20 protein-coding genes are annotated in these 25,965 nt (G+C 60.3%); 6 read left to right on the forward strand and 14 right to left on the reverse strand.

Features of this window, described 5'->3' with window-relative positions:
* The first annotated feature begins 63 nt into the window (after positions 1 to 63).
* Complete coding sequence (locus ACZ5B4_RS06265; RefSeq protein WP_464913576.1) at positions 64 to 2,166, forward strand: elongation factor G; 2,103 nt, start codon at positions 64 to 66, stop codon at positions 2,164 to 2,166.
* A 149-nt stretch (positions 2,167 to 2,315) separates the two neighbouring features.
* Here the strand turns inward: ACZ5B4_RS06265 and alaS are convergent, their stop codons facing one another.
* The 7 genes from alaS to ACZ5B4_RS06300 form a co-directional block, all read right to left on the reverse strand.
* Positions 2,316 to 4,943 carry an alanine--tRNA ligase gene (gene alaS, locus ACZ5B4_RS06270; protein ID WP_464913577.1) on the reverse strand — a complete coding sequence of 876 codons (2,628 nt, stop codon included), beginning with the start codon at positions 4,941 to 4,943 and terminating at the stop codon, positions 2,316 to 2,318.
* A 297-nt stretch (positions 4,944 to 5,240) separates the two neighbouring features.
* Positions 5,241 to 6,404 carry an aldose epimerase family protein gene (locus ACZ5B4_RS06275; protein ID WP_464913578.1) on the reverse strand — a complete coding sequence of 388 codons (1,164 nt, stop codon included), beginning with the start codon at positions 6,402 to 6,404 and terminating at the stop codon, positions 5,241 to 5,243.
* Positions 6,405 to 6,471: 67 nt separating this feature from the next.
* Complete coding sequence (locus ACZ5B4_RS06280) at positions 6,472 to 7,695, reverse strand: acetate/propionate family kinase (RefSeq protein WP_464913579.1); 1,224 nt, start codon at positions 7,693 to 7,695, stop codon at positions 6,472 to 6,474.
* Between the two features lie 87 nt (positions 7,696 to 7,782).
* The gene (locus ACZ5B4_RS06285; protein WP_464913580.1) at positions 7,783 to 8,535 is read right to left on the reverse strand and encodes a TlpA family protein disulfide reductase; all 753 of its coding nucleotides are present in this window, start codon (positions 8,533 to 8,535) and stop codon (positions 7,783 to 7,785) included.
* 188 nt (positions 8,536 to 8,723) lie between these two features.
* The gene (gene aspS / locus ACZ5B4_RS06290; protein ID WP_464913581.1) at positions 8,724 to 10,505 is read right to left on the reverse strand and encodes an aspartate--tRNA ligase; all 1,782 of its coding nucleotides are present in this window, start codon (positions 10,503 to 10,505) and stop codon (positions 8,724 to 8,726) included.
* Positions 10,506 to 10,842: 337 nt separating this feature from the next.
* A complete protein-coding gene (locus ACZ5B4_RS06295) occupies positions 10,843 to 11,259 on the reverse strand; it encodes a secondary thiamine-phosphate synthase enzyme YjbQ (protein ID WP_464913582.1) in 417 nt (138 codons plus the stop codon).
* A gap of 85 nt (positions 11,260 to 11,344) precedes the next feature.
* Positions 11,345 to 11,587: a hypothetical protein gene (locus ACZ5B4_RS06300; protein WP_464913583.1), complete on the reverse strand. Its 243-nt coding sequence runs from the start codon at positions 11,585 to 11,587 to the stop codon at positions 11,345 to 11,347.
* Positions 11,588 to 12,531: 944 nt separating this feature from the next.
* Between ACZ5B4_RS06300 and ACZ5B4_RS06305 the strand changes: the two genes are divergently transcribed.
* The 3 genes from ACZ5B4_RS06305 to ptsP all read left to right on the forward strand — a co-directional run bounded on the left by ACZ5B4_RS06305 (position 12,532) and on the right by ptsP (position 15,516).
* Positions 12,532 to 13,011 (forward strand): PTS sugar transporter subunit IIA, encoded by a 480-nt coding sequence (locus tag ACZ5B4_RS06305; protein WP_464913584.1) that lies wholly within the window; start codon positions 12,532 to 12,534, stop codon positions 13,009 to 13,011.
* 246 nt (positions 13,012 to 13,257) lie between these two features.
* On the forward strand, positions 13,258 to 13,671 hold the full coding sequence (locus ACZ5B4_RS06310; RefSeq protein ID WP_464913585.1) for an HPr family phosphocarrier protein: 414 nt from the start codon (positions 13,258 to 13,260) through the stop codon (positions 13,669 to 13,671).
* Positions 13,672 to 13,752: 81 nt separating this feature from the next.
* Positions 13,753 to 15,516, forward strand: a complete 1,764-nt coding sequence (gene ptsP / locus ACZ5B4_RS06315) for a phosphoenolpyruvate--protein phosphotransferase (protein ID WP_464913586.1) — start codon at positions 13,753 to 13,755, stop codon at positions 15,514 to 15,516.
* A gap of 173 nt (positions 15,517 to 15,689) precedes the next feature.
* On the opposite strand, the gene fabF is transcribed toward ptsP, so the two are convergent.
* From fabF to rpmF, 5 genes are all read right to left on the reverse strand, one after another.
* Positions 15,690 to 16,940 carry a beta-ketoacyl-ACP synthase II gene (fabF, locus tag ACZ5B4_RS06320; protein ID WP_464913587.1) on the reverse strand — a complete coding sequence of 417 codons (1,251 nt, stop codon included), beginning with the start codon at positions 16,938 to 16,940 and terminating at the stop codon, positions 15,690 to 15,692.
* 79 nt (positions 16,941 to 17,019) lie between these two features.
* Positions 17,020 to 17,304: an acyl carrier protein gene (gene acpP / locus ACZ5B4_RS06325; RefSeq protein WP_464913588.1), complete on the reverse strand. Its 285-nt coding sequence runs from the start codon at positions 17,302 to 17,304 to the stop codon at positions 17,020 to 17,022.
* Between the two features lie 246 nt (positions 17,305 to 17,550).
* The gene (fabG, locus tag ACZ5B4_RS06330; RefSeq protein WP_464913589.1) at positions 17,551 to 18,321 is read right to left on the reverse strand and encodes a 3-oxoacyl-[acyl-carrier-protein] reductase; all 771 of its coding nucleotides are present in this window, start codon (positions 18,319 to 18,321) and stop codon (positions 17,551 to 17,553) included.
* A gap of 112 nt (positions 18,322 to 18,433) precedes the next feature.
* Positions 18,434 to 19,342 carry an ACP S-malonyltransferase gene (gene fabD / locus ACZ5B4_RS06335; RefSeq protein WP_464913590.1) on the reverse strand — a complete coding sequence of 303 codons (909 nt, stop codon included), beginning with the start codon at positions 19,340 to 19,342 and terminating at the stop codon, positions 18,434 to 18,436.
* Between the two features lie 24 nt (positions 19,343 to 19,366).
* Positions 19,367 to 19,573, reverse strand: coding sequence for a 50S ribosomal protein L32 (gene rpmF, locus ACZ5B4_RS06340; RefSeq protein ID WP_464913591.1), 207 nt, complete (start codon positions 19,571 to 19,573; stop codon positions 19,367 to 19,369).
* A 721-nt stretch (positions 19,574 to 20,294) separates the two neighbouring features.
* Here rpmF and ACZ5B4_RS06345 point away from each other — a divergent pair.
* Complete coding sequence (locus ACZ5B4_RS06345; RefSeq protein ID WP_464913592.1) at positions 20,295 to 21,809, forward strand: aldehyde dehydrogenase family protein; 1,515 nt, start codon at positions 20,295 to 20,297, stop codon at positions 21,807 to 21,809.
* 48 nt (positions 21,810 to 21,857) lie between these two features.
* On the opposite strand, the gene ACZ5B4_RS06350 is transcribed toward ACZ5B4_RS06345, so the two are convergent.
* Together ACZ5B4_RS06350 and ACZ5B4_RS06355 are read right to left on the reverse strand one after the other, a co-directional pair.
* Positions 21,858 to 22,682: a CPBP family intramembrane glutamic endopeptidase gene (locus ACZ5B4_RS06350; RefSeq protein ID WP_464913593.1), complete on the reverse strand. Its 825-nt coding sequence runs from the start codon at positions 22,680 to 22,682 to the stop codon at positions 21,858 to 21,860.
* A gap of 113 nt (positions 22,683 to 22,795) precedes the next feature.
* Positions 22,796 to 23,983: a hypothetical protein gene (locus tag ACZ5B4_RS06355; protein WP_464913594.1), complete on the reverse strand. Its 1,188-nt coding sequence runs from the start codon at positions 23,981 to 23,983 to the stop codon at positions 22,796 to 22,798.
* Positions 23,984 to 24,307: 324 nt separating this feature from the next.
* Between ACZ5B4_RS06355 and ACZ5B4_RS06360 the strand changes: the two genes are divergently transcribed.
* Positions 24,308 to 25,876, forward strand: coding sequence for a twin-arginine translocation signal domain-containing protein (locus ACZ5B4_RS06360; RefSeq protein WP_464913595.1), 1,569 nt, complete (start codon positions 24,308 to 24,310; stop codon positions 25,874 to 25,876).
* Positions 25,877 to 25,965 lie beyond the last annotated feature (89 nt).

Here is a 25,965-nt window from a genome sequence, read left to right on the forward strand (position 1 = left end):
GGCTGCCGCCGATGAGGCGCAATCCAAAACGCTGTTATCTGTTAACCCATTAAGGACGGTTCGATGACGATGTTTCCTGTAGACAAGATTCGCAATGTGGCGCTTTGCGGGCATGGTTCCGTCGGCAAAACGACGTTGGTGGACCGAATCTTGGGATTCACGGGAATGGTCACTCGACCTGCCGACGTGGATGACGGCACCAGCATCTGCGATTTCGACGAAGAGGAAAAGGCCCACCGTTACACCGTGGAAGCCAAAGTCACCTTCTGCGATTACGAAGGCTACCGGTTTCACCTTTTGGATACGCCCGGCTATCCCGACTTCATCGGTCAGACGATCGGCGCGCTTCGGGGAGTGGATACCGCCGCAATCGTGATCAACGCTCAATCCGGGATCGAGGTCAACACGCGCCGCGTGTTCAATGAGGCGGAAAAGGCCGGAATCGGGCGCGTCATCATTCTGAATAAGCTGGACGCGGAAAACGTCAATTTCGAAGGCGTGCTGGGACACATCAAAGAGGCCTTCGGCGACCGTTGCATGCTCATCAACGTGCCCATCGGTTTGGGCGCCTCGTTCTCGGGCGTGGTGTCCGTGCTCCACGCCGATCAAAACGTCGCCGGCGCCGTCGTGGACCCCAGCACTCTCAGCCAATCCCTCCTGGAGTCCGTCGTGGTGGCCGACGAAGAGGTCTTGAACCGATACTTCGAGGGCCAAATGCCGACCGAGGAGGAGATCGCACGGCTCATGAGCCGATCGGTCGCCGACGGTACGGTCATTCCCATCTTTTGCGTTTCCGCGAAAAGCGGGATCGGGTTGAAGGAACTTTTGGACGGCCTGCGGCTTTGCGGCCTGTCTCCCGATACGATCGTGAGAAAAGCCAAGCGGCTGGACAACGGCGAGGAAGTCGAGCTTGCGGCCGATCCCAACGGCCCGCTGGTCGCTCAGGTGTTCAAGACCCGGGTAGACCCTTTCGTGCAGAAGTTGAGTTTCCTGCGGATCTTTTCCGGGACGTTGAAGAGCAACAGTACGGTCCCAATGGCGGGCGAGCGGAAAGGCGTCAAAATAACGCAATTGTTCCGCGTTCAAGCGTCGGAGACTACGCCCGTCGAGGAAGCCGGAGCCGGGGAAATCGTGGCCGTGGCAAAAGTCGAGGAGCTGCGCACCGGCTCGACTCTCGGCGAATATGCGATGCCGCCGATCGAATTCCCCACGCCGATGACGGGTCTTGCCATCACGCCCAAGAGTCGCGGCGATGAGCAAAAGCTGTCCGGATCGCTGGCGAAGATTTGCCAAGAGGATCCGACCTGCCGCCTGGATCGTGATTCCCAGACCAAGGAGCTGGTGATTTCGGGAATGAGCGAACTTCACCTGCAATTGATCCGCGAGCGTCTTAAGCGCCGCGACAAGGTCGAGGTGGACGTCAAGGAACCCAAGATCCCCTACCGCGAAACGATCCAAGCCAAGGCCGAGGGAATGTACCGGCACAAGAAGCAGACGGGCGGCCGCGGACAGTTCGGCGAAGTGCATATTCGCATGCAGCCCTTCCCCCGCGGCACAAAGGTGGAGGAGTTCGCGACCAAGGAACGTTTCCCCGAAATGAAAGAAGTGCATTACCACGAGGAATCCAATTTTCTGTGGATCGACTCGATCGTGGGTGGAACGATTCCCAGCAACTTCATGCCGGCCGTGGAGAAAGGGTTTTTAGAACGGATTACCAAGGGCGTGATCGCCGGCTATCCCGTTCAGGACGTGTGCGTCGAGGTCTTTTTCGGCAAGCACCATCCCGTGGACAGCTCGGAGCAGGCCTTCAAAACCGCCGGCTCCATGGCGTTTCGCAATGTGTTCCAACAGGCCAAGCCCGCGTTGCTCGAACCGATCGTCAAGATCGAGGTCACGGTTCCCAGCGACAAGGTCGGCGATATCAATAGCGACATGTCGGGGCGTCGCGGTCGAGTATTGGGGATGACCTCGGCGGGCGGTAATTTCCAGACCATCTCCGCCGAAGTTCCACTGGCCGAGGTAATCACGTACGGACGCGCGCTCTCCAGCATCACGGGAGGGCAGGGGAGTTATACCCTGGAGTTCAGCCACTACGACGTGGTGCCGGGCAACGTCCAGAAAGAAATCATCGAGAAATCGAAGGTGCAAGAGGAAGAAGAGGAGTGATCGGCGGCTCAGCCGATCTCCTCAGTCCGGCCGCGCTGCTCGGCGATACTGTCGTCATGGCAGCGGGGCGGCACGGCCGGAACGAAGAATGACAATTGCGCCCGTGTTTCGGCGCCCCCCCGGAATCAGGACGATCTCGGCCGGCACGCTCAAACGCGGGAGCCGAGCTGTTCCCGAATGAACCGCTTCGCTCCCGCAAGCGCGTCTTGCAATTTTTCGGGGGATTTCCCGCCGGCTTGGGCCAAATCCGGGCGTCCTCCCCCGCCGCCTTTCACCTCTTTGGCCGCCGCCTTGACCCACGCGGTCGCGTCAGCCCCCCGTTGAACCAGGTCTGGCGAAAGACCGGCGATCAACGTAACTTTGCCCGCCTCCTTGTCGGCCGTCCCCAGCATCACGGCCACGCCCTGCTGATGGCGTCGCAACCCGTCGATGGCCTGGCGCATACCCTCGGCACCGATGTCGGGGACTTCGGCCACGATCAGCGTCACGCCGTCGAACACCTCAGCCGCCTGGCGTAGCTGGTCCACACTGATCCCCGCCGCTTGTCCGCCGTGGGCCGCCTGCTTTCGCAATTGACGCAACTCTCGCAGCGTTGCCGAAAGTCGCGCGGCGACCTCCTGAGGGGGGACGTTCAACATGGAGCTGATTTCACTCAGATTGCGTACGGCGTCGCGCGCAAACTCGTAAGCGCGGATGCCGGTGTAGGCCGTGATGCGTCGCGTGCCGGCCGCCACGCTTTCCTCGGCCACGATCTTGAATAGTCCGATCCTCCCGATCTGTTCCAAATGCGTTCCGCCGCACAGCTCTCGGCTGTAGTCTCCCACGGAAACGACTCGGACGACATCGGGGTACTTTTCACCGAAGAGCATCATGGCGCCGGTTTTTCGGGCTTCCGGCAGCGGCATATAAGCGATGTTGACGGGCGATCCTTCCAGGATGCGGCGATTGACCTCGCCCTCGATCCGATCCAGCTCTTCCTTGGTCACGGCGGCATGGTGCGAAAAGTCGAATCGCAGCCAATCGTCATCCACCTTGGATCCTTGCTGCTGCGCATGCTTGCCCAGCACGGCCTGCAAGGCATAGTGCAAGATGTGGGTCGCGGTGTGGGCTCGCCGAATGCCTTCCCGCCGCGGAACGTCGATCTCAGCCTTGAGAACTTGGCCGAAGCGCAGACTGCCTCGCCTCAAGACTCCATAGTGGACCGTATATCCGCTTTCGACCTTGGCGTCGCGAACCTCGAAAAGCACGTCTTCGGAACTGAACTGACCGTGATCGCCGACTTGCCCGCCCATTTCGCCGTAAAAAGGCGTTCGGTCCAAGACCACCGCCACGGGGGTGTCGCTACCGGACTCTTCGACATGGTCGCACAGTCGTCCCTGCGAAATGATGCCGATGACTTTGGCGTCGGGTACGCAGACGGTATCGTAGCCGACGAATTTGCTTTCCAATCCCGCCTTTTTCAACGAATCGAGCGGGCCGGAGTAGAACAGCTCCTTCTTTTGACCTGCGCCGGATTCCACCCCGTGACGTTCCATTTCTCGGCGATATCCCTCCCAATCGAAGGCCAGGTTGCGTTCCGCCGCCAATGCCTCCAGTAACTCGGGAGGGAATCCGTACGTCTGATACAATTCCGCAGCCTCGGCCCCGGAAACAACACCCCGCCGGAACTTTTCCATTTCCCGGAACATGCGTTCGATGCGTTCCAGTCCGGTTTCCAAGACCGCCAAGAAGTTTTCCTCCTCGGCCTTGATCACGGCCGATACCCGCCCCAGGGTCTCGCTCAATTCAGGATAAGGCACCTTCATGACGTCCGCGACGACCGGAACCAGGCGGTGCAGGAACGGTTCCCTCATCCCCATGCGGTTACCGTCCAAGACCGCGCGTCGCAACAGGCGACGGATCACGTAACCCTGCTTGTTCGGCCCCGGCGTCACATTTTCGTGAATCGCGAATGTGCACGCCCGAATGTGGTCCGCAATCCGCCGGAGCCGCCGCCCATAATCCGAGGCGGCCTCGTACTTCCGGCCGCATACCTCGCCCGCCGCTTCCACCAGGGGTCGCAAAATGTCGATGTGGAAGTTCGACTCCACGTTTTGCAGAACGGCGGCAGTCCGCTCAAGTCCCATCCCGGTATCAATGTTTTTGCTGGGAAGCGGGCGAAGATTGTTCGGCGGAGGTCCCACGCGGTTGAACTGCGTGAAAACGAGATTCCAGATTTCCACCTTGCCCCAGGGCGTTTCGTAGTAGATCTCAGAGCAGGGCCCGCAAACCCCGTCCGGCCCCTGGCTGGGGGCGTTGGCGGGCCAAAAGTTCTCGTCCTCTCCCATACGGGTCACCTTGGCGGGAGGAAGGCCGATTTCTTCGACCCAAATGGCTGCGGCTTCATCGTCGTCGACATAAACGGTCGCGGATAGTTTCTCTGGGGCCAAACCGAGCCATTTTGGGGAGGTGAGAAACTCCCAGGCCCAGTGGATGGCCTCCCTTTTGAAGTAGTCCCCGAAACTGAAATTCCCCAACATCTCGAAAAACGTGTGGTGATAAGCGGTTCGCCCGACGTTCTCGATATCCCCCGTGCGCAGGCACTTCTGGCAAGTCGTCGCCCGCGTGAACTCCAACTTGCAGCGCCCCAAAAAGTGATCCTTGAACTGGTTCATTCCTGCCGGCGTGAACAGCACGGAAGGATCCCAACGCGGGACCAACACGTCGCTGGGACGTCGGACGCAGCCCTTGGATTCAAAAAAAGTCAAATACTTTTCGCGAAGTTCGTCGGTTTTCATCGCACGATCCGGGCACACGAAAGGAAGTGGAAGGTCGTCTCCAAGAGGGCCGTAACAGCCGGAACGACCAAAGGTTCATCATATCGGACGCTCGCGAAGCGGAGAAGTCCACCGCAGATGGAGCTTCGGGGAGTCGTCGTCGGAACGAAAGCTCGAAGCCGGTCGAGAATCTACGGCGAACCGACGTTGCCTGCCCCGCGACGCCTTGCTGATCGTCGTCAAGCCGGGAGGCGCTGGGGGCGCGACCGGTCTTGCCGGATGCGCTTTCCCTCCGACGTGGAGCAACCGGCAAACGGTTTAATCCACCCAGAAACGGTGAACCGTCAATTGGTGGTACCGCTCTCCGGGGCGCAGGACCGTCGAAGGATATTCGGGACGGTTCGGAGAGTCCGGAAAATGTTGGGTTTCCAAACAGACCGCACCGTATTTGGGATACGACTTCCCTGCCGCCCCCAAACTGCCGTTCAAACCGTTTGCCGTGTAAACCTGCACCCCGGGCTGCGTCGTCAAAACCTCCATCACCCGGCCGCTCTCGGGATCTTTCAAGACGGCACAAAGCTCGAGGGCATGCTCCTTCGTGCGATTCAAGACGAAGCAATGGTCATAGCCGCCGTCGGTCCGAGCAATGTCTCTGCCAATCGTCTTTTCCTGGCGAAAGTCGAAGGGCGTATTTTCAACCGCCGCCGGCGGACCGAGCGGGATCAATGTTGCGTCCACCGGCAGATACCGGTCGGCGTTGATTCGCAACCTATGGCCCAATACATCGCCATTGCCCGCCCCCGCCAAATTCCAATAGGCGTGATTCGTAAGATTGACGACGGTGGGCTTGTCCGTCGTGGCTTCGTATTCCATTTCCAATCGATTGTCGGCGGTAAGCCGGTAAGTCACCGCGGCTTTCAACGTGCCGGGATAGCCTTCATCGCCGTCCGGGCTTTCCAGCGACAATCGCACACCCACGTAGCCCTCTCCCTCGACGGCTTGCGCGGTCCAATTCTTCTTATGAAAACCTTCGATTCCTCCGTGGAGATGGTTGGGCCCGTTGTTTTGAGCCAGCCGGTACTCGACGCCGTCCAGCACGAAGCGGCCCAGGGCTATCCGGTTGGCATAGCGGCCGCAAACCGACCCGAAACACGGGTGACCTTTGACGTACTCTTCCGCGGTCTCCAAGTAAAGGGTGACGTTATCCCGCTCTCCGTTGCGATCGGGAACCTCCACGGCCGTCAACGTGGCACCCAAGGTCATCACTCGGGCGACCACGCCATTGCCGTTTTCCAAAGAAAAAATCTCGATCGCCGATCCGTCTCGCGCAACCCCAAAGACCGCCCGCGTCACACGCATTTTGTGATCCTCCTCCGTAGCGGCTCCAAAAGCTCCTGTAACCGATACCAGGGCCGCCGCCGACAACAGAAAGCAAGGCAGCGCGGCCGGCATCCGCCGCAGCCAACTGTGAGAGTAACTCATGATTCGCCCTCGCGGTGTCTTGGGCAGTCCGACCGTTCCATCAAGCAATTAGCCGCTGAGCCAAAGCTTAGCTCGCCTTGGGCGTCAATTGCAAGTTCCGAATCGCCAGCCGCTTTCCCTCCCGCGCGAGGAGCAGGTCCTCCCGGCTCTTCACGACGAGAATTCGTCCCGCTGAGCCCTCACGCGAGACATCGCAATCCGGCACGGCCCGCTGGTTGGCCGACTCGTCCAAATTCAACCCGAGGCACTCCAACCCGCGACAAATATCTCGTCGAAGCCGGCATGCGTTCTCGCCAATTCCGCCGGTGAATACCAGGGCCTCGACGCCTCCCATGGTCACGGCCAAGGAGCCTAGCATCGCTCGCACGCGGTAAGCGTACATTTCCAGCGCTAGGCGGGCGCGAGAATTCCCCGCCGCGGCCGCCTCCTCTACCTTGCGAAAATCACCCGATACGCCGGACACCCCCAGTAAACCCGAATTGCGATGGAGAATCTCCTCAATCTCATCGGCCGATAACCCCGCGATCTTCTGGACGTAGGTGATCAATCCGGGGTCGATCGTGCCCGACCGCGTTCCCATCATGAAACCTTCCAGGGGAGTGAAACCCATGGTATTAGTCACCGCTTTTCCCTTTTGGATGGCGGTCGCCGACGATCCTTGACCCAAGTGGCAGGTAATCAGGCGGAGTTCGGAGACCGGGCGTCCGAGCATCTCCGCCGCGCGTTCCATCGCGTAGGCGTGACTCGTTCCGTGATAACCGAACCGCCGAATCCCCCAACGTTCATACCACTCGTACGGCACGGGATAAAGGTACGCGGCAGGTGGAATATCCGCAAAGAAGGCCGTATCGAACACGCCGGTCTGCAGGGCTTGCGGAAAGGCTTCTTCCGCCGCCGCGATCGCTTCCAAGCCGGCCGGAATGTGAAGCGGAGCCAGAGGCGAGAACTGCGCAATGACCGCCTTTACGCGGTCATCGATTACGACCGGTTCTCGGAGCGACTCCCCGCCGTGAATGAGACGGTGGGCGACCACACGGACTTCGCCGCCGGACTGCGGGCAACCGCGGCTTTCCAGGTATCGGAACGCCGCGACGACGCCCTCACGATAGCCGCGGACCGGGAGTTGATCCTCGCGACGCTCGTGCTCCGGCCAGGTAATACGAATTCGGGCGGAACCGCCCGCACCGTCCAACTCGACGATGCCGCCTGCCTCCAGCGACAATCGGTCCCAATCGAAGACGGCAAACTTGACGCTGCTGGATCCGGCATTGAGAACGAGAATCTTCGTCATCGCCCGATCGGTCCCCAAGACCCGAAAAAATGGGTGACCACGCTGACGATCGCGGCGTCCCTCTCGATTGCGGAGAGAGAATCGCGGTCAATGTCTCGCCAACACTTGCACGGCCCGACTCAACTGCTTGCGGACGGCCGGGCCGTATTCGATATCCATCCAAGCCACCTTTCCCTCGCCGTCCAAAAGGTACAGGCACGGCGGCTTTTTTGCCGTCAATTGCGGTAACACCACGTTATTCGCGTCCACCAAGATGGGAAACGTTATTTCCGCCTGCTTCAGGGCATCACTCAATTGCGGCGTAGTTTCCCCGACATGAATCGCAAGGACGGCGATTTCCTCTGCCGGGTATTTCGAGGCCACGTCGCTCTGAATATCGAAAAGCAGGTTTTCGGCGCGAAGCCGACTTACGGCATCATCGCCGAGCTGAAAAAAGACCACAACCGTTCCCTTGCCGCCGAGTGAGCCTTGCGCCGAATGAGCTTGCCCGCTGAGGTCGTTCAATTCGAACGCGGGAAATCGATCACCGACGAAGACCTTGCAAGCACTTCGATCGGACGCCGCCATCACCACCTCCGGAAGAGCGGACCGATCGGCGGCCTCAAAAGGAAGTCTTTGCGACACGGGCGGAGAGGGCGTCGCCTCCCGAGGCGGGGCAGCGGCGGCTGTGCCGTCATCGGCCGCCGCTGTGTGCTCTGCCTGCGGTTGAGCGGCCGGTTGAGCGCCGACATCGGTCGGCGACGCCTTCGGTCCATCCGTCGCAGGACGGTTACAGCCGGCCAACGCCAAGCATGCCAAGAGACACCCGACGCACAATCCTCGCGATACCGATCCCAACATACGCGCATCCTCCTTCCGGGGAGTTCTTGGTAATCCGCCGCCTGCGGTTGGAGTTTTTGCAACTCCGAGCCCGAGGGTCACTCCCTCGATTATAAGTGAATGACCAAGGCGTGGAACTGCGCCGGATGCCCCGCATCCCAAAGAGGCGATCCCACCGTCGAGACGGCGGCCGCTTTTCTAGGTGGCAACTACTTGTCAATCCGAATGCCCAGTTCTTTGAGTTGCTTGGGGTCCACTTCCCCCGGGGCACCCGTCATCAAATCGACGGCCCGTTGCGTTTTGGGAAAAGCGATGCAATCGCGAATCGAGTCGGCTCCCGAGAAGATGGCCACCAGGCGATCGACTCCCAGGGCGATGCCTCCATGCGGCGGCGCCCCATATTGCAGCGCCTCCAACAGGAAGCCGAATCGGTCCTTCGCCTGAGCGGGATCCAGGCCGATCAATCGGAACACCTCTTGCTGGAGTTCCTGATCGTGGATACGAACGGTCCCTCCGCCGACCTCGGAGCCGTTTAGAACCAGGTCATAGGCCTGCGCTCGACACTTCGCCGGATCATCTCGCAACAAATGGCGATCCTGCGGACGGGGTGAGGTGAACGGGTGATGCATCGCCGTCCACCCGCCCGTCTCCTCGTCGATCGCGAACATGGGAAACTCCACGATCCAGGATAAATGCATGCTCGCGGGATCGTAGAGCTTCAACTCCGCGCCGAATCTCTTCCGCAAGGCGTAGAGAGCGCGGCACGTAATCTCAAACGCATCCGCCACGAAGAGAAGCAAGTCGCCGGGGCGAGCGTCCAGGCGTTCCGATATGCGATGCAAATGCGATTCGCTGAAATTCTTGACCGTCGGCGAGCTGAGCTTGCCGTCCGCATCCACTTTGAACCACACCAGTCCCTTGACGCCGAAATCCTGCTTCAGCCATTCGGTGAGGTCGTCGAGATTCTTGCGCGAATAGCCCGCGGCTGCGCCTTTGGCATTGATGCCGCGTATCCGATGCCCGCGTTCAGCGGCTTCACGAAAGACGCGGAAATCGCACTCCCTACCGATGTCCGTGACGTCGATCAACTCCATTCCGAAGCGGAGGTCCGGCGCATCGTGCCCGAAGCGTTCCATAGCCTCGTCATAGGTCATGCGAGGCAACGGCAGCTTCAAAGGAATACCCAGCACCTCCTCGAACAGACGTTTCATCAGCCCCTCAACGACGGTCATGACGTCGTCCGCTTGCACGAAGGACATCTCCAAGTCCAATTGCGTGAACTCCGGCTGGCGGTCGGCGCGGAGGTCCTCATCGCGAAAGCACCGGGCGATTTGAACGTAGCGATCGTACCCCGCCACCATCAAAATCTGCTTGTAAAGTTGAGGAGATTGCGGCAAGGCGTAGAAGCTGCCCTTCTGAACGCGGCTGGGTACCAAGTAGTCCCGAGCGCCTTCGGGGGTACTCCGTCCCAGCATCGGCGTCTCGACCTCGATGAATCCCAGACCGTCAAAATAGTCTCGCATCAACTTGATCATCCGGTGGCGGAGAAGCAGCGTCCGTTGCATCTCCGGCCGGCGAAGGTCGATGTAACGATAACGCAAACGCACATCCTCGCCGGGCAAGTCTGGGGCGCTCGGCATGAAGGGCGGCGTCAAACTGCGATTGAGAACGACGCATTCCCGGGCACGAACCTCGATCTCGCCCGTCGCCAGTTTGGCGTTCTCGGTTCCCTCGGGTCGCTGTTCGACAATCCCCCTGACTTGAATCACGTACTCCGATCGCAAGGAACGAGCCGTTTCCATCAGCCCGTCGTCTTGATCAGTCGAGTCGACATCAGGTGAAAAAACAATCTGCGTCTTCCCGTAACGGTCGCGAAGATCGACGAAAAGGACGCCCTTGTGGTCGCGATAAGTATCGACCCAACCGCAAACGATCACCTCTTGGCCGGCGTGTTCCAGCCGCAATTCACCACAGTTGTGCGTGCGTAACAAGGAAGGCGCTCCTTTTCCGCAATCCAGAATCCAAAATGCTAAGCCGTTCGCGATTCCGCGAACTTGGCGGTCGGGCAACAATAGGAAGTAGGAAGAACGATTTCCGTTCCGCTACCGAAGCTACGCGGCCCCCCCCCCACGCAGCTTCCACCCCTAGCCGTGCGAATCCTTTGATTCTAGGCATCCCGACCACGCCGTGCCTAGCGGATGCGCCGCATCCATCCCATCCTTGCAAGCGATAGGGTCGGCATTCGCTGCGGTCCGCCGGAACGATGCCCGGTGATTCCCGAGCCGGACGTCTCTACCACCGTTTCCCATCCGCGTCGGACCGCGGGCTTTATTCTCCCATAACGGTCAGAATCACCGTGCGTTGACGAGGGCGGACGTCGCACTCCAAGTGAAACACCTGTTGCCATCGGCCCAAAAGCAATTCCCTCCCCTCGAAAGGGATGCTGATTGATGGCCCCAGAAGTGTGGCTTGTAGGTGGGAGTGACCATTACCGTCGTGCCACATTTCCTCGTGCGAATAATGCCCGCCGGGAGGGATCAGGCGATCCAAGTTTTCCGGCAAGTCCTTGGCCAACCCCGGCTCCCATTCGATGGTTCCCACTGCCGCGGTGCTACCTATCGCGAAGACGTGCACGACGCCCGCGTCGCTGCCGGATGTCCGCACGGCCTCCCGAATCTCCGGTGTGAGGTCGCGCATGGCCCCGTGACCTGAGGTCGAAAAGGTGATCCGTGCCCGCCGCATCATACGGTGCCCCCAGGCTCAACAACGGCTGGGTAGATCGGATTACTTGCGGTTGCGATCGCGGCTACTCCTCCCACGCCTTTGATCGTTACTTTCGCCCCAGCGACCACGTTACGGCATACAGGGAAACCACGGCCCCGGTAGACATCAAGCTCCAGGGCACCCAGGGTTGTGGCTCCAAGACTCGCCTCGGCCCCGGTGCAGCTTCGCCGCCGGCGGTCATGGGCGGGGTACTTTCCCGGGCCTTAAGGGTAAAACGCTGAACCCCAAGCGTCTGCACTCCCAAGAACACGACGAACAAACCGACGGCAAGGAAACAGGCTCGCATCACGTCCCAGTCCTCCTTCATCAACGGGTAAAATGTCTATGGTCAGGACGTTGGTTTTTCGTTGTTTACGATTTGGGCGGAAGGAACGGGTCAGGCTCGCATTGCCGGTCTTGCAAGTTATGACGACCTGGTTTACCGCGAAACGATCGCCCGCTGGATAACGGAATGGGACAATCGCGACAACTCCGCGTCGAAAACACGGTGCGGAGCCGGCAACGGCTCGATTACCCTGTCTTGTCATCGGCGCCACGTGCCGCACCGGTCGCGGAATCCGCCCGTTGTGACGTTCGAAACAATATTAACGTCTCGGGGGAGGGAACTTGATCGAGCTTGAGGCGTCCAACGGCCCCCCATCCATAACGGGTGAAAGTCTTGAGACGAGTTGGAGCCGGCCGGGGTACCGGGAGCGGGAGTTCTGGTGGAGAGAAATCCATGCAGGGATGCAGAAATCGGAGGAGCCTCCAGCCCGAGACGCGGGGGCTGTGCTTAGGTCGGCCATGCTTGGCGTTGGGGATGAACGGGAGACGGAGGGAGTCGAGCGGCGAGCATTTCGCCTACGCTGGTCCGATCGCTCTGTGTCATTACACAGATTAAGTAGGGGAGTGAAGCAAAATCTATTCCCGTACGGTACCATGAGGTAAGACCACGAGGTAAGATTTCTCATAATGGTTTCAAAATGAGGACACTTCCATCGGGCGTCAACGAAACCGACGCCGCCGATTGTGGCGGGCCCCAGTATGTGATAAAATGACGGCTTGCTTTGTTCATAGGGCGGGTTGTCGGTTCTCTAAGTCGTTTTCAAGCCGGGGCGTGTATTTCGGCTTCGACAGCGATTCCGGATGTGAGAACCGAGAAATCTTTCGTCACGCCGCTCCCACCCATGTAGTTCCAATCTGAAAAGCCAAGCGAAACCCCTTAATTGCCCACACTTTCGAGGGGAGGGATGAATGAAATTCAGCGAATTCATCGTCCGTGACGCAATCTTGGTCGACCTCGACGTCGACGACGGCAAAGAAGCCATCATCCAGCGGATGTGTGAAGCCCTGGTGGAAGCCAAGGCGTTGGGCGAAGATCAACTGGACGACGTCGTCCGAGCCATCGTGCGACGGGAAGCGGAAGGGACCACAGGGATCGGTCACGGGGTCGCAGTCCCTCATACCAAACACGCGAGTCTCGATCGTCTTGTTGCTACCGTCGCCATCAGCCCTCAAGGCGTAGATTTCGAGGCGTTGGACGGGGAAAAGGTGCACGCCCTGTTTCTCGTAATATCACCGCTCGACCAGCCGGGGCTACACCTGAGAGCCTTGGAGTACATTACGCGACAGCTGCACCACGATCGGTTTTCGCGGTTTTTGAAAACGGCGAAATCGGCCGACGAGGTGTGGCAACTTCTGGAAGAGGCCGACCAGGGAAAGTTCGCGGCCTAGCGGCGTTCGCGGACGCAGCCGGTTTCCTCTTAGATCTCCTACAGGTCTCGCGGGCCGTTTGCGTTCGCCACAATTGTTGCTTAAGATGATAATCCGTGACGCATCGTGCGATCCCAACTTAGGGACGGCGTTGGCCTTTCAGAAAAGGGCGTTTGTAGCGAACATCGGGACGGGTTTTTCGTGTCTGAATCAAGTGCGGCGAATGCGCCGCTACCCAGAGGCTCGAATTCAGACGGGAATCCCAACATGTTAGCACGTGAGTATTATCGGCCAGGCGTTTGGGTTATGGAGACGGATCCGCCGAAAGAGCGACCGATGGAGTCCAAGGCTCGTCGCAAGATCCGAATCATCAATCGAGCCGGTTTGCACGCACGGGCGGCGACGCTGGTGCGTAGACTGGTTCTAGATTACCAAAGCCGGTTGGTGCTCCGCAAGATTTCCGAGGATGGATCCTCTTCGGGAGGCGGTTTCGAGACCGCCGATGGTTCGAGCGTGCTGGATATGCTCAGTCTCTGCGCCTTACAAGGGGATGAACTCCTTGCCGAGGCCGAGGGTCCGGATGCCGAGGAACTGTTGCAGGCCCTCGAATCCCTGGCGAGCCGCAAGTTTCTGGAAGAGGAATTTGCCTCGGATTCCGAACAGGGTTCCCCGGCGGCTTAGCCGAACGAGCGACGGTCTTGAGCTCGGCCTTCCTGGAAGCCGTTGCGGCTCCGATACCGCCGTTCGGGATAGGAACAGCGAATGTTGCGTCTGCAAGGGATCGCCGTCTCCTCCGGAATCGCCATCGGCGAGGCGATGGTGTTGGGCCGGGAAAAATTCGACGTACCGGACCGTCTGATCGACGGCACGGCGGTGGAACGGGAGATCGAGCGTTTCCGCAGCGCTTTGGCCAAGGCCGTCGACGAGCTTTCCCGCCAAAGAGACGCCGTCATCCGAGAGTTGGGACAGCGTTCCGGCTCCATCTTCAACGCTCATCTGGAAATCCTGCAAGACGCCAAACTACGCGAGGATATCGAGAGACTCATCAGCGAACGGAATTACGCGCCGGAGCGGGCAGTGAGCCGCATTCTCCACCGGTATGCCGACGTCTTCCGTCGCCTTCCGAACCCCAACTTCGCGGAACGCGTCAACGACGTTTACGACATTGAAAAGCTGCTTCTCCGATCGCTGCTGGGTCAACCGCACAGCGAGGTCTTCCAGCTCAACTCGCCCGTGGTCGTCCTCGCGGTCACGCTCACGCCCAGTGAAACGGCCCGGCTTGATCGGAGATTCGTACGCGGCTTCGTGACGGAAACCGGCGGCCCGGGCGGGCACACGGCCATCGTGGCGCAGGGGTTGGGAATTCCCGCCGTTGTGGGTACGGGCCCGTTCTTGGGCGAAGTATCCGGCGGCGATACCGTCATCGTCGACGGCGACCGTGGTTTGGTCATTGTCAATCCCGACGGCGCCACTCTTCAGGAGTATCGGGAGCAATATCGGGCGATCGAAGCCCTTCAGGCTGAACTGCGAGATATTCGCGGTCTTCCGGCGGAGACGCTGGACGGCACACGAATCCACCTCTTCGGCAACATCGAATTCCCCCAGGAAGCGGAAACCTGCTTGGAACAAGGCGCCGAGGGGATCGGCCTCTATCGGACCGAGTTTCTCTACCTCGGCCGGACGACGTTGCCGAGCGAGGAGGAACACTATCAAGCCTACCTCCGGGTCATCCAAACCATGGGGGATCGTCCGGTGACGATCCGGACGTTCGACATGGGCGCCGACAAGATACCGCAAGACTGGCTGCCCCGGCAAATGGGCTGGGACAACGAAAGCAATCCGTGTCTGGGGCTGCGAAGTATTCGTTTGGCCTTGCGGCACCTACCCATGTTCCGGTCGCAACTGCGCGCCATCTTGCGGGCATCGGCAATCGGCAGGGTCGAGATTATGTTCCCCTTGATCGCGACTCTGCCGGAACTTCGTCAAGCCAAGTTCGTCGTCGCCGACGTTATGGAGGAGCTGGCGGAAGCCGGTATTCCGTTCCGGAGGGAGACACCGATCGGCATGATGGTCGAGGTTCCGTCCACGGCCATCATGCTGGACCGATACCTGCCGGAAGTGGATTTCATCAGTATTGGGACGAACGATCTCCTGCAATACACGCTGGCGGTCGATCGCACGAACCGAAACGTGGTGTCTCTGTACAGCTCCGCCGAACCCGCCTTGATTCGGCTGTTAGCTCAAACGATTCGCACGGCCCAAGAGGGCGGGGTACCGGTCGGCCTGTGCGGCCAGATGAGCAGCAGTCCGATCTATACGATGCTCCTGATCGGGCTGGGGCTGCGGAACTTCAGCGTGACCGCAGGGGCCATCCCCGAGGTCAAGAAGGTCTGCCGCAGCGTCACCGTCGCCCAATGCCGCGACGTCGTGAATCATGTGATGGAGATGGAAAACGCTCGTGACATCCGGGCATATCTCCGCGAGGAGCTTGTGAAGATTTTGCCTGAATTCAGCCGCCTCCCGTAGCATCGCCCTCCCTGTTATCTATCTCTCTCGTCACCGATTCTCCGGAGAAGACGGGTCCGCAACGAATCGCGAAAGAAAGGCAGAAACCGTGAAGCGGCGAAGCAATGCCGGATCACGAACTCAGTCGGAGGGGCCGGGAGAGGCCGGAGCTCGGAAGGAGATTGAGGCCCGCATCAGGGTGAACCGTTTTGCAGCTCACCCACGATCAAGGAAACATTGTGTCCGCCGAAGCCGAAGCTATTCGACATGGCAATCCGAACTCGCCGCTCTCGGGCCGTATTCGGCGTATAATCGAGGTCGCAGGCCGGATCGGGGTTTTCCAAATTGATGGTGGGCGGAATTAGGCCGTGACGGATCGCGAGGATGGAGATGACCAATTCCACACCGCCGCTGGCGCCCAAAAGATGGCCGAGCTGGCTCTTGGTGCTGGAAATCGGCACCGAATGGGCATAATCGCCGAAAACCGACTTGATGGCGATGGTTTCGGCCGCATCTCCTAGGGGCGTGCTGGTACCATGGGCATTAATGTAATCGATTTGTTCCTTTGCCAAGCCGGCCGAAGCTAAGGCATCGGACATGGCCCTGGCCGCCCCCAGCCCGTTCTCGTCCGGTTGTGTAATGTGCCCTGCGTCCGAGGAGACGCCATAGCCGAGCATTTCCGCCAGTATCGGGGCGCCCCGCTTGCGTGCGTGCTCGTATTCCTCCAGGACCAGAATTCCCGCTCCCTCGCTCAACACAAACCCATCGCGATCGCGATCGAAGGGGCGGCTGGCACGTTGCGGATCGTCATTCCGTTCCGAGAGGGCCTTCATGGCCGCGAAACCCGCGATTCCGAGGGGCGTTACGGCGGCTTCACTCCCGCCGGTGATCGCGATGTCGATATCCCCGGATTCGATTTCCTTGACGGCCTCCACGATGGCGTTGGACGCACTGGCGCAGGCCGTCACGACACCGTAGGCCGGCCCTTTCAAGCCGAATTGAATGGAAACGCATCCGGCCGCCGCGTTAAGCATCATTTTGGGGATGGTAAAGGCCGAAACGCGCTCCGGGCCTTTTTCCATCAAGCGACGAAATTGGGCCTCGATCTCGCCTAGTCCGCCTACACCCGAACCAATGACACTCGCACACCGGTGCGGGGCCTCTTTCGAGAAATCCAAGCCCGATTCACGAATCGCGTCCGTGGCGGCGACCAAAGCATACTGCGCAAAGCGATCGATCCGCCGCTGTTCCTTGCTGTCGATATACTCGACCGGATTCCAGTTGCGGATTTCCCCTCCGAACCTCACCTTGAAGATCGAGACATCGAAGCCCTCAATCGGACGAATGCCGCTCTCGCCGCGACAAAGGCGGGCCCACATCTCATCGACTTTGCAGCCGAGAGGCGTGACCGCACCCATTCCCGTAACCACCACGCGTCTTCTCATGCTCGACAACTATTTATGCTGGCGAAGAGTTCGAAGATAGGCCATTCGCGTTTCGGACGCCGCCGACCCGAAGGGAAGCTCAACCGTTCTGCTCGCCTTCGGCCTCCGCAACAGCCTCTTGGATATGGTCGATGGCTTGGCCCACGGTTTGGATCTGCGACGCCACCTCCTCGGGAATTGAAATGTCGAATTCGTCTTCCAAGGCCATCACCAATTCGGCCTGATCCAGCGAGTCCGCTCCCAAATCGTTCACAAAGTGAGACTCGCGGTTGATCTGTTCCTGTCCGACCCCAAGGCTCTCCGAGACAATCTTCATGACGCGTTCTTCGATGGTCGCCACGTTCGTACTCCTCTTGGATCTCACGTCATCTCAAAAGCTATGGTGCGCCCGTCTTCCACATCGGCAACGGGACCGAAATCTCAAACGCGAACAATCGCAAACATCACCGCCCGATCAGCGGCGGACCGCCTCTCTAAGCTCACGGCGTTTGCCGACAATCCTACTACGTTACCGGAAACGCTAAATTGTGTCCATATCGCCCAAGGTGAACCGCCGTGCTCCTATTTGCCCATATCGTCGCAGCGCCGGAGGGCGAGCGGTTCCCGTCTCTCACTCCGCGAGGCCCCCATCGACCCGCAGCACTGTTCCGGTGATGAATCCGGCAGCGGGGCTAGCCAAGAACAGCACTGCGTCGGCCACATCCTGCGGCTCTCCCAGACGGCCGAGGGGTGTTCGCTCTCGGATCTGTTTCAGCGTGTCCTCACCCAAGGCGTGAGCCATCTCCGTCGCGATAAACCCCGGGGCTACCGCGTTCACGGTGACCTGACGCGAGGCCAACTCACGGGCGACCGTCCGGGTAAAACCGATCACCCCCGCTTTGGAAGCCGAGTAATTGGCTTGGCCGGGGTTGCCCATCAGCCCGGAAATGCTCGCGATGTTGATGATTCTGGCTCCGCCGGCCTTGATCAAATAACGGGCAGCGGCTCGCGTGAACAAAAACGTGCCGCGCAAGTTCACATTGAGGACCAAGTCCCATTGCTCGTCCTTCATCCGCAGCAAGAGACCGTCTCGCGTGATGCCGGCGTTGTTGACCAAGATATCCAGCTTCTTGTACTGCCCGATGACGGCGTCCACGACGGAGTTCACTTGCTCGCTGTCGGTGACGTCGCAGGCGAAGGCCGCGGCCTGTCCTCCGTCGGCCTTGATGAGGGAGGCCGTCTCCTCGGCGGCCGCGACATTCACGTCCACGCAGGCGATCGCCGCTCCACAGCTCGCTAACGTTCGAGCGATGCACCGTCCGATGCCCCTTCCGGCACCGGTAACGATGGCGACTTTGCCGGCCAAATTGGTCGCGATCCGCGGTGCTGATGTATCCGACATCTCGATTTCTCCCTCAGTGCGGCAGGGCCTTTCGCGGGCGCGTCGGCCCCAGAAAAACCGCCGTGCAGATCAGTTCGCCTTTGCGCCGTGAAACCCGATCGGCTGATCCGTCTCACACTTCGACGTTCTGGCACGACACGCCGCGATCGATCCGCCGCATCAATCCACGCAAGACCTTTCCGGGGCCGACTTCATAAAAACCGTCGAATCCCTCAGCGATCAGATAGCGCATGGAATCCTCCCAAAGCACCGGTTCGACCACTTGGCGAATCAAGAGCTGCCGGATTTCCTCCGGGTCATCATGCGTGCGGGCATCCACGTTCGAGACGACCGGGATGCGAGGCGGACGCAAGGATATTTTCGTCAACGCCTCGGCGAGGCGAGCGTCGGCAGGCTTCATGATGGCGGTGTGAAATGCCCCCGCTACCGCTAACGGAATAGCCTTCATGGCCCCAAAGCCTGGAGCCAGTTCCGCCGCCCGTTCGCAAGCGGAAGTCGTACCGGAGACGACGATGTTTCCGGGGCACAAGAGGTTCGCGATCTGGAGTACCTCGTTCCCCCTTGCTTCGCGGCACAAGCGATCCACTTCGGAACGTTCGAGGCCCAAAATGCTGACCATGCCGCCGGGCGTCGCGTCCGCGGCGTCTTGCATCGCCTCTCCGCGCTTCTGCACCAGCCAAAGGCCGTCCTCGAATGACAGCACGTCGGCGAAGACCAGCGCGGTGTATTCGCCCAAACTCAATCCGGCCGCGGCTTCGCACGACAAGACGACATCGGGGGCATCCGCCCGGAGCGATTCCAAAGCGGCCAAACTCGTTACGAAAATCGCCGGTTGGCTTACCACCGTGGAGTCCAATTCCTCGGCCGGTCCTTCGAAACACAATTTGGCCAAATCGTAGCCCAATACGTCGCCTGCCCGGTCGTACAGCGCCCGAGCGGCCGGAACGGCCTCATAGAGGCGCCGTCCCATCCCGACGGTCTGCGCACCTTGGCCCGGAAAGAGAAAGGCGATCCTACCCAAAGCTGCCTCGTATCGCGATTACGGTTACTGCGATTTCTTCTTCCGCTTTTCCTTCGCCTCGACGTCCACGACCGTCCTTCCCATGTAATATCCGCACTTGGGGCAAACGGCGTGGGTAGGAACCGGCTCACGACATTCCGGGCAATAGCTCAGCGGCCGGACCGTCAAATGATCGTGGGCACGGCGCGATCCCGTTTTCGCATTGCTTTGTCTTCTTTTGGGAACAGCCATAACTTCTCCCGCTCTGTTCAGACACTTCCGATCGCGCCGCAAACCGCGTCAACGCACCGCCGCACCGCACACGCTCCCAATACCGGCAACGGGCGCCGAACACCACGACCAAGGAGGTTTTCGTTATTGGGCACCCCACCCCGCACCGCGGCGGCATCGGCATCAAGATTCGATGCTCCTGCACGATCGCTTACTGAAATTCCCAGGACTGTTCGGCGGATCTATTCCGATCGGTTCTCTCGCACCCGCTTCATCACACCAAACCCGGACCTTCGAGTCCTTGACCTTCCGACGACAAAAACTACCCTTCCGAGGGAGAACCAGCCATCCGCAGTACGGATGCAGCAGCAAGCCGGAGTTGCAAACCGGACGGCACTTCGGAACGAATACGAAACGATCATCGTAGGGGGCCGCCACAGAAATGTCAATGTACACCCCATTTCCAAGCGAAGGCGGAATCCTGGGGGGAGATGCAGCCCATGGGAAGGTTGCGACAGTTGGAAAAAAACCGCATACGGATATCCTTCCCGGCCCCCGCTAACGAAACGCAACCGAAACATTAAAGGATGTCAGGTCAGGCCGTCCACGCTCCAGCTCCATCGAATTGCTTCGCACAGCGGGAAGAAAACGGCTGCTTCGCCATGGCGGAATTGCAACCCCTCTGTATAATTCATCCTCACACCATCGTTGCCCTGGGATCCAGAAGGGTGAATCGCCGCTCATGAATTCAACTCATGCCGCTTACGACGAGACTCTCTCGGCAAGCGATTCCCTTCAAATTGAGCCGGAAGACAACAGCGCCATAGCCGGGTGTTTGCGGGCCGCGCGGGCGGCTCAGCGGGCGTGGTGGGCCGTCACCATCCCCGATCGTCTAACCATTCTGCGCCGTTTTCGTGGCAGGCTGGCCGCCGACGCGGAGTCGCTATGCCGAAGCGTGAGCTTGCCCAACCGAACGCCGAAAGACACCATCGCTGCCGAAATATTGCCGCTGGCGGACGCGTGTCGCTTCTTGGAGCGCAACGCGGCTCGCATTCTCGGATCGAGGCGGGAGACCATTCGTAATCGACCCTGGTGGATGGGGGCAGTCAGTGTTACAACGTATCGGGAGCCGCGCGGAGTTATCCTCATCGTCGCACCCCGAAACTATCCGCTCTTCCTACCGGGGGTGCAAACACTGCAAGCCCTGACGGCCGGCAATGCCGTGCTTTGGAAGCCGGCGCCCGGAGGCTCGCAAATCGCCTTGCAATTCGCCCAAGGGATGCAAGAGGCGGGGTTGCCCTCTGATCTTCTACATATCCTGCCGGAAGCCCCCGAAGCCGCCCGGGCCTCCATTCGCGGCGGCGTGGATCTGGTGGTGCTGACCGGTTCCTCGGAAACCGGCCGTCTCGTATTGCATCAAGCCGCGGATACGCTGACGCCTGCCGTCATGGAACTATCCGGATGCGATGCCGTCTTTGTCCGCGACGACGCCGATATCAGCCTGGTCGTGCAGGCTCTGACGTTCGGCCTGCGGTTCAACGGCAGCGCCACGTGCCTTGCCCCTCGCCGGGTCTTCGTGGCCCGAAAATGCTATTCCGCACTATGCCGCGGTCTGGCCGATTCAGCATCCGCCTTGCCGTTGCTCGTCGTCGAATCGCGGCTGCGTTCGAGGGTGATCGGCTTGGCCCGCGCGGCGATCGCCGGAGGCGCGCGATTGCTCTGCGGCGACCTGGAAGCGGAAAACGGCCCAAACATGAGTCCCATCATATTGGCGGACGCACGGCCCGAGATGGAGCTTCTTCAATCCGACATCTTCGCCCCCGTGCTTTGCCTGGTCCCGGTTGACGATGACGACCAAGCCGTTGCGGCGGCGGAAAAGTGTCCGTATGCATTGGGCGCCGCCGTCTTCGGAAAACGCGATGGAGCGGAGAACTTGGCTCAGCGTCTGAACGTGGGCTGCGTCGTTGTCAACGATGTGATCGTGCCTACGGCGGATCCGCGCGTGCCGTTTGCACCGCGCCGCCGCAGCGGCTTCGGCGTCACCCGCGGGGCGGAAGGACTCCTCGAGATGACCGTGGCAAAAAGTGTTGTCACCCGGGAGAGGGGGCCGAGACGACACCTGGAACCTGCCGGCCCTCAAGACTTGCGGATCGTCCGTTCGCTCCTCGAGATTTCGCACGGCCCGACGCTGGGCGGCCGCATCCGCGCAGCCGTTCGACTTGCCGCAAGCGTCGTGCGACGACTTCAGGGAAAATGACGTCGGTACGGGCAGGCGTTCTCAGGCGGTTCGAGAGCGGAAACGGCGTCACATCAACCCCACCAAGAGGTCATAGACGGCGTGACTCCCGGCGGCAATGCCGAAACCGCGATAGAGGAAGAGCGTTCCGAAGAAGATCCCCGCCAGCACTCGGAACACTAGGTTGAACACCGTAAAAGGCTCTCCCATCGGCCCCACGTGGTGCGCTGCCGCGAAGATAAGGCTGCTGAGGCCCACCCCCAGCAAGTTCGCCAAACGGGACGGTACGGCCAAGGTTTTGAAGCCGAAGGCTATGGCCGTGAGAAGAATCAAGCGAAATACCAATTCTTCGTAAACTCCCGCACCGACGTAGGCCACGGCCCGCGCGGCAAGTTCGGTGGCGTGCGAGGGGACCGTCGACTGTGCCCAGACAAATCCCGGCGGTGCCGTCGGCGCAACCGATCCCGCCAGGCAGGAGAAGAAATTCGCTTGAAGCCCGAGAAGCAGGCGTAGCACGGCCGCCAGCAGCACGGACTCCACGGCCATGCCCCACAGCGTGACGGAGCGGATGTACCACGGCCCCCGACTAAAGTAGTGGGCCAGTAGCAAGATTGCCGCAGTGAGAAACGGCAAGACGAAATACTGTCCGATACCAATCGCCAGAAGCAATTGCCGCATCCAGACTTCAGCCCCGTTGCGAACGGCCTCGGGTCCGAGGATCAGCACTCCCAGCTCGTAAATGATTAGGAGGGGCGAAATGAACATCAGCCCGGCCAAGGGAAGCTGGGACTCTCGCCAATACTCCTCGGAGAGAGAATTCGCTCCGGTAGGGACGGCTCGCGATTCTTCGGCGGGGCCTCTTGGCTTCCGAGCTGGACGGTCGGTTTCAATCATGCAAATCCGAAAAGAAGCTTCGCAAGAGAGAAAATAGTCAATTCAAACGAGAATTAAGAATGTCCGCGGCGCTGACCCTGTGTTCGGGATTCCAAACGGACCATTCAGGCGATTCACCGCATCAAAGTGGGGCGGCTCCACTCTAGAATGATTTGCTGCGGTCGCTCCACCGCCTGTGGATATCCCAGTCGGTTAACATGTGGCTCCGTCTCGACCGCTGAAGTGACAGCCATACCGGGCGTCGCCTGCCATTCCCGGTCCTCTCCGGCCCGGGAACTCAAAACCTCCGTTCGATCTGCGGGCCGCCATCCTCCGAAATCGATGTCCGCCGACGGAGCAGCAGGTCCTCGCGTCCGCTCGCCGGCGGGTGGTGATCCGTCAGGCGGCGCCGCGGCGGGCGGGTACCCCTGCGCGGAGGCGGCCAGATAGATGGAAGTGTCTCTTTCGCCGGCATCCCGCGTTCGTGCCGCCGTGTCGCCGACGACCCCGCTTTCCATACTGGCCGACGGCACTTGCGTTCCTTGTGGAGCGACGGCTAAGCCGACCGGCGAGGTCGTCGGTCGCCGTTCCGGATAGCCCCGCCCGACCCAGGCGACCCACTGAGTCTGAAGCTCGCCGAGCTCTTCGTACCCGTAAAACTTCTTCACAGCCGCGTGCCAGTTCCCGTCGGCCAATCCGGCTTCGAGGAACTGCACGAACCGCCGATGACCTCCTTCTTGGATGAGATAATCGGCCAGGGCAAAACCCTGGGCATACAGGGGCATGATGTCTCTCGGATACTCCTCCATGGCGAACATGCGATTGAAGGGAATACCGCGCCGCCCCTGCAAAAATCGGATCAACATACGGCGATGCTTCTCACGCTCCGAGACGTGCTCCACGCTCGTGGCGGCGCCTTCATCCGCCCACCTCGGAAGAGGGCGGCGGAAGTGGCTGGCCAAGATCATGTGGGTGATCTCATGCGGCAACACGGAGTCCAAGAGCCTCTCTCGGGAACCTTGAATGGCCATCTCCCAGCCGTAAACTTCCCCGCGATCGAAGATGAAGGTAGTTTGGCCGCCGGCCCCTAAACCCGGACCGTCCTGAACCGTCACCGGGCACGGTCGCGACCAATTGGGTAATTCTCGGCCTAACCATAGCACGGCCAATTGCTTTCGGTACGATTCCGCGGCCTCGCCCATCTGCCGGGCAAACTGAGGGTCTGGATTGCGGATGGTGAAATTGGGCGTTCGATATTCGGCCCCGCAGCAGCAGAAGGCTACCGCCACCAGGAACGCGGCGCGAAGGGCACGAGCTTCCATGCTCTTTCCATCCTCCGTGATAAAGTCGCGCCATCGTCGGCGCTGACTGCGACCATCCCCACCCACCTTGGCGGGGGAACGCCGCCGAACCATGCCTCCTCTCGTCGCGACAATCTAGCACCTCCGTTCCAAACTGCAAACCCCGATTTCCTTGGCCGTCCCATCAAAAAAGCAAGAGCCAATGTTGACACCGGCACGTCGAAATCGACAATGACGGCATCCAGGCCGGCGATCGCTGTCATGCCCGGCCATCGTTTCGGCGCAGCGTGTGCCGGCGGAAATCGAAATCGGGTCTGGGAAAACTTGGGAGCAAGGGGGAAAACCATGCGATTACCGGTCGAATCGGCGTGTCATTGTTGCGTCAATCGTCGTCGCTTCTTGGGCGGTTGCGCTGCCTGTGGGGCCGCAACTCTGCTCCCGGGGACGATGCCGTCCCCTTCGCTCGCTGAGCAGCCCGGCGGCGAGCCTCGACCTCGCGTACGATTGGTCTTCGCCTGCTGGGCCTTGGTGCAGGACCGTCCGACTTGGCCGCATCTCGGGCACGACATGCGGCCCGAAATCGAAAAGGTCACAAACGCACTTCAAAGCGAGTGTCCCGAAGTCGAATTCTTGCCCGTCGCCGCACACGGCCCGGAGGATGCCGACCGCCTTTTGGCCTCGGACGAACAGGATCGCATCGACGGCTACCTTGTGTATCAAATGAACAACTGGATTCAGGTGTTCCCCAAGATCGTGGCGTCGGGAAAGCCGACCATCGTGGCCGACTTTTTGTTTGCAGGAAGCGGCGGGTTTCTGCGATACACGGCCGGCTTGCGTCGGCAGCACCGGAACTTCTCGGTCGTGAGTTCTTCACGAATCGAAGATTTGGTGGAGGCCGCCCGATGCTTCACGCTCGTGAAGACCTCGGACCCGGACGCATTCGTGGCGGCCTGCGATCGGCTGCGACAAGACCGTACCGCCCCGGCTGTGCCGGCCGATTGCGCGGACGACCCAGTGAACGCCGTATCACCTGGACAATGTCTCGAAGCGCTCAAGCAGGCCAAGATCCTCTCCGTGGGCGGCGGCTCCAAATCGGTCGCCGATGCCCTTTACGAAGTATTCGGGATCACCGTGGAATTTACCGCCTTCGAAGAGCTGGCAGCGATGTGCGATGCCGTCGCGGAAGCGGATGCGGAACGCGTCGCGGAAACTTGGCGGAACGGCGCCCGTCGGATCGCCGTGGAAGAACCGGAGCAGACGCTGCTCAAATCGGCACGCAATTACTTGGGGCAAAAGAAACTCTTGGAATCCAAGGGCGCCGAAGCGATCACCATCAATTGCTTGGGCGGGTTTTATAGCGGAAAACTGCAAGCCTATCCCTGCCTGGGATTCGTGGAGCTGCTCAACGCGGGACAAATCGGGGCGTGCGAAGCCGATCTGCTTTCCACGGGCACAATGGTGGCGATCCGCCATCTGGCCGGCAGACCGGGATACATTTCGGATCCGGTTCTTGATACCTCCAAGCGACAAATCATCTACGCCCATTGCGTGGCCATGACGAAGCCGCTCGGGCCGGACGGGCCTGCCAACGACTATGAGATACTCACCCATTCGGAGGATCGTCGCGGCGCATCAGTCCGATCCTTTCTACCGCTGGGCTATCGGATCAGCACCATGGAAATCCACCCGGTCCGCAAAGAGATTCTGTTCCATCAGGGCCGGGCGGCAGAGAACGTGATTCAGGATCGGGCTTGCCGCACGAAACTGGCTTGCCACGTGGAGGGGGGTTTTGAGAAGCTGTTCCACTACTGGGATACCTACGGCTGGCACCGCGTGAGCTTCTACGGAGACCTCCGCGAGCCGACTCGGGAACTGGCCGCTGCGATCGGCTTCCAATTCGTGGAGGAGGCATGACCGGGATCGCCGGGTAGGGCTCGACAGGTAAATTCCCCCCGGTGATTGCGCCCAGGTTTTCGTAGTATCTCGGTAATGGTAATGCAGGG

Source organism: Thermogutta hypogea (assembly GCF_055386265.1).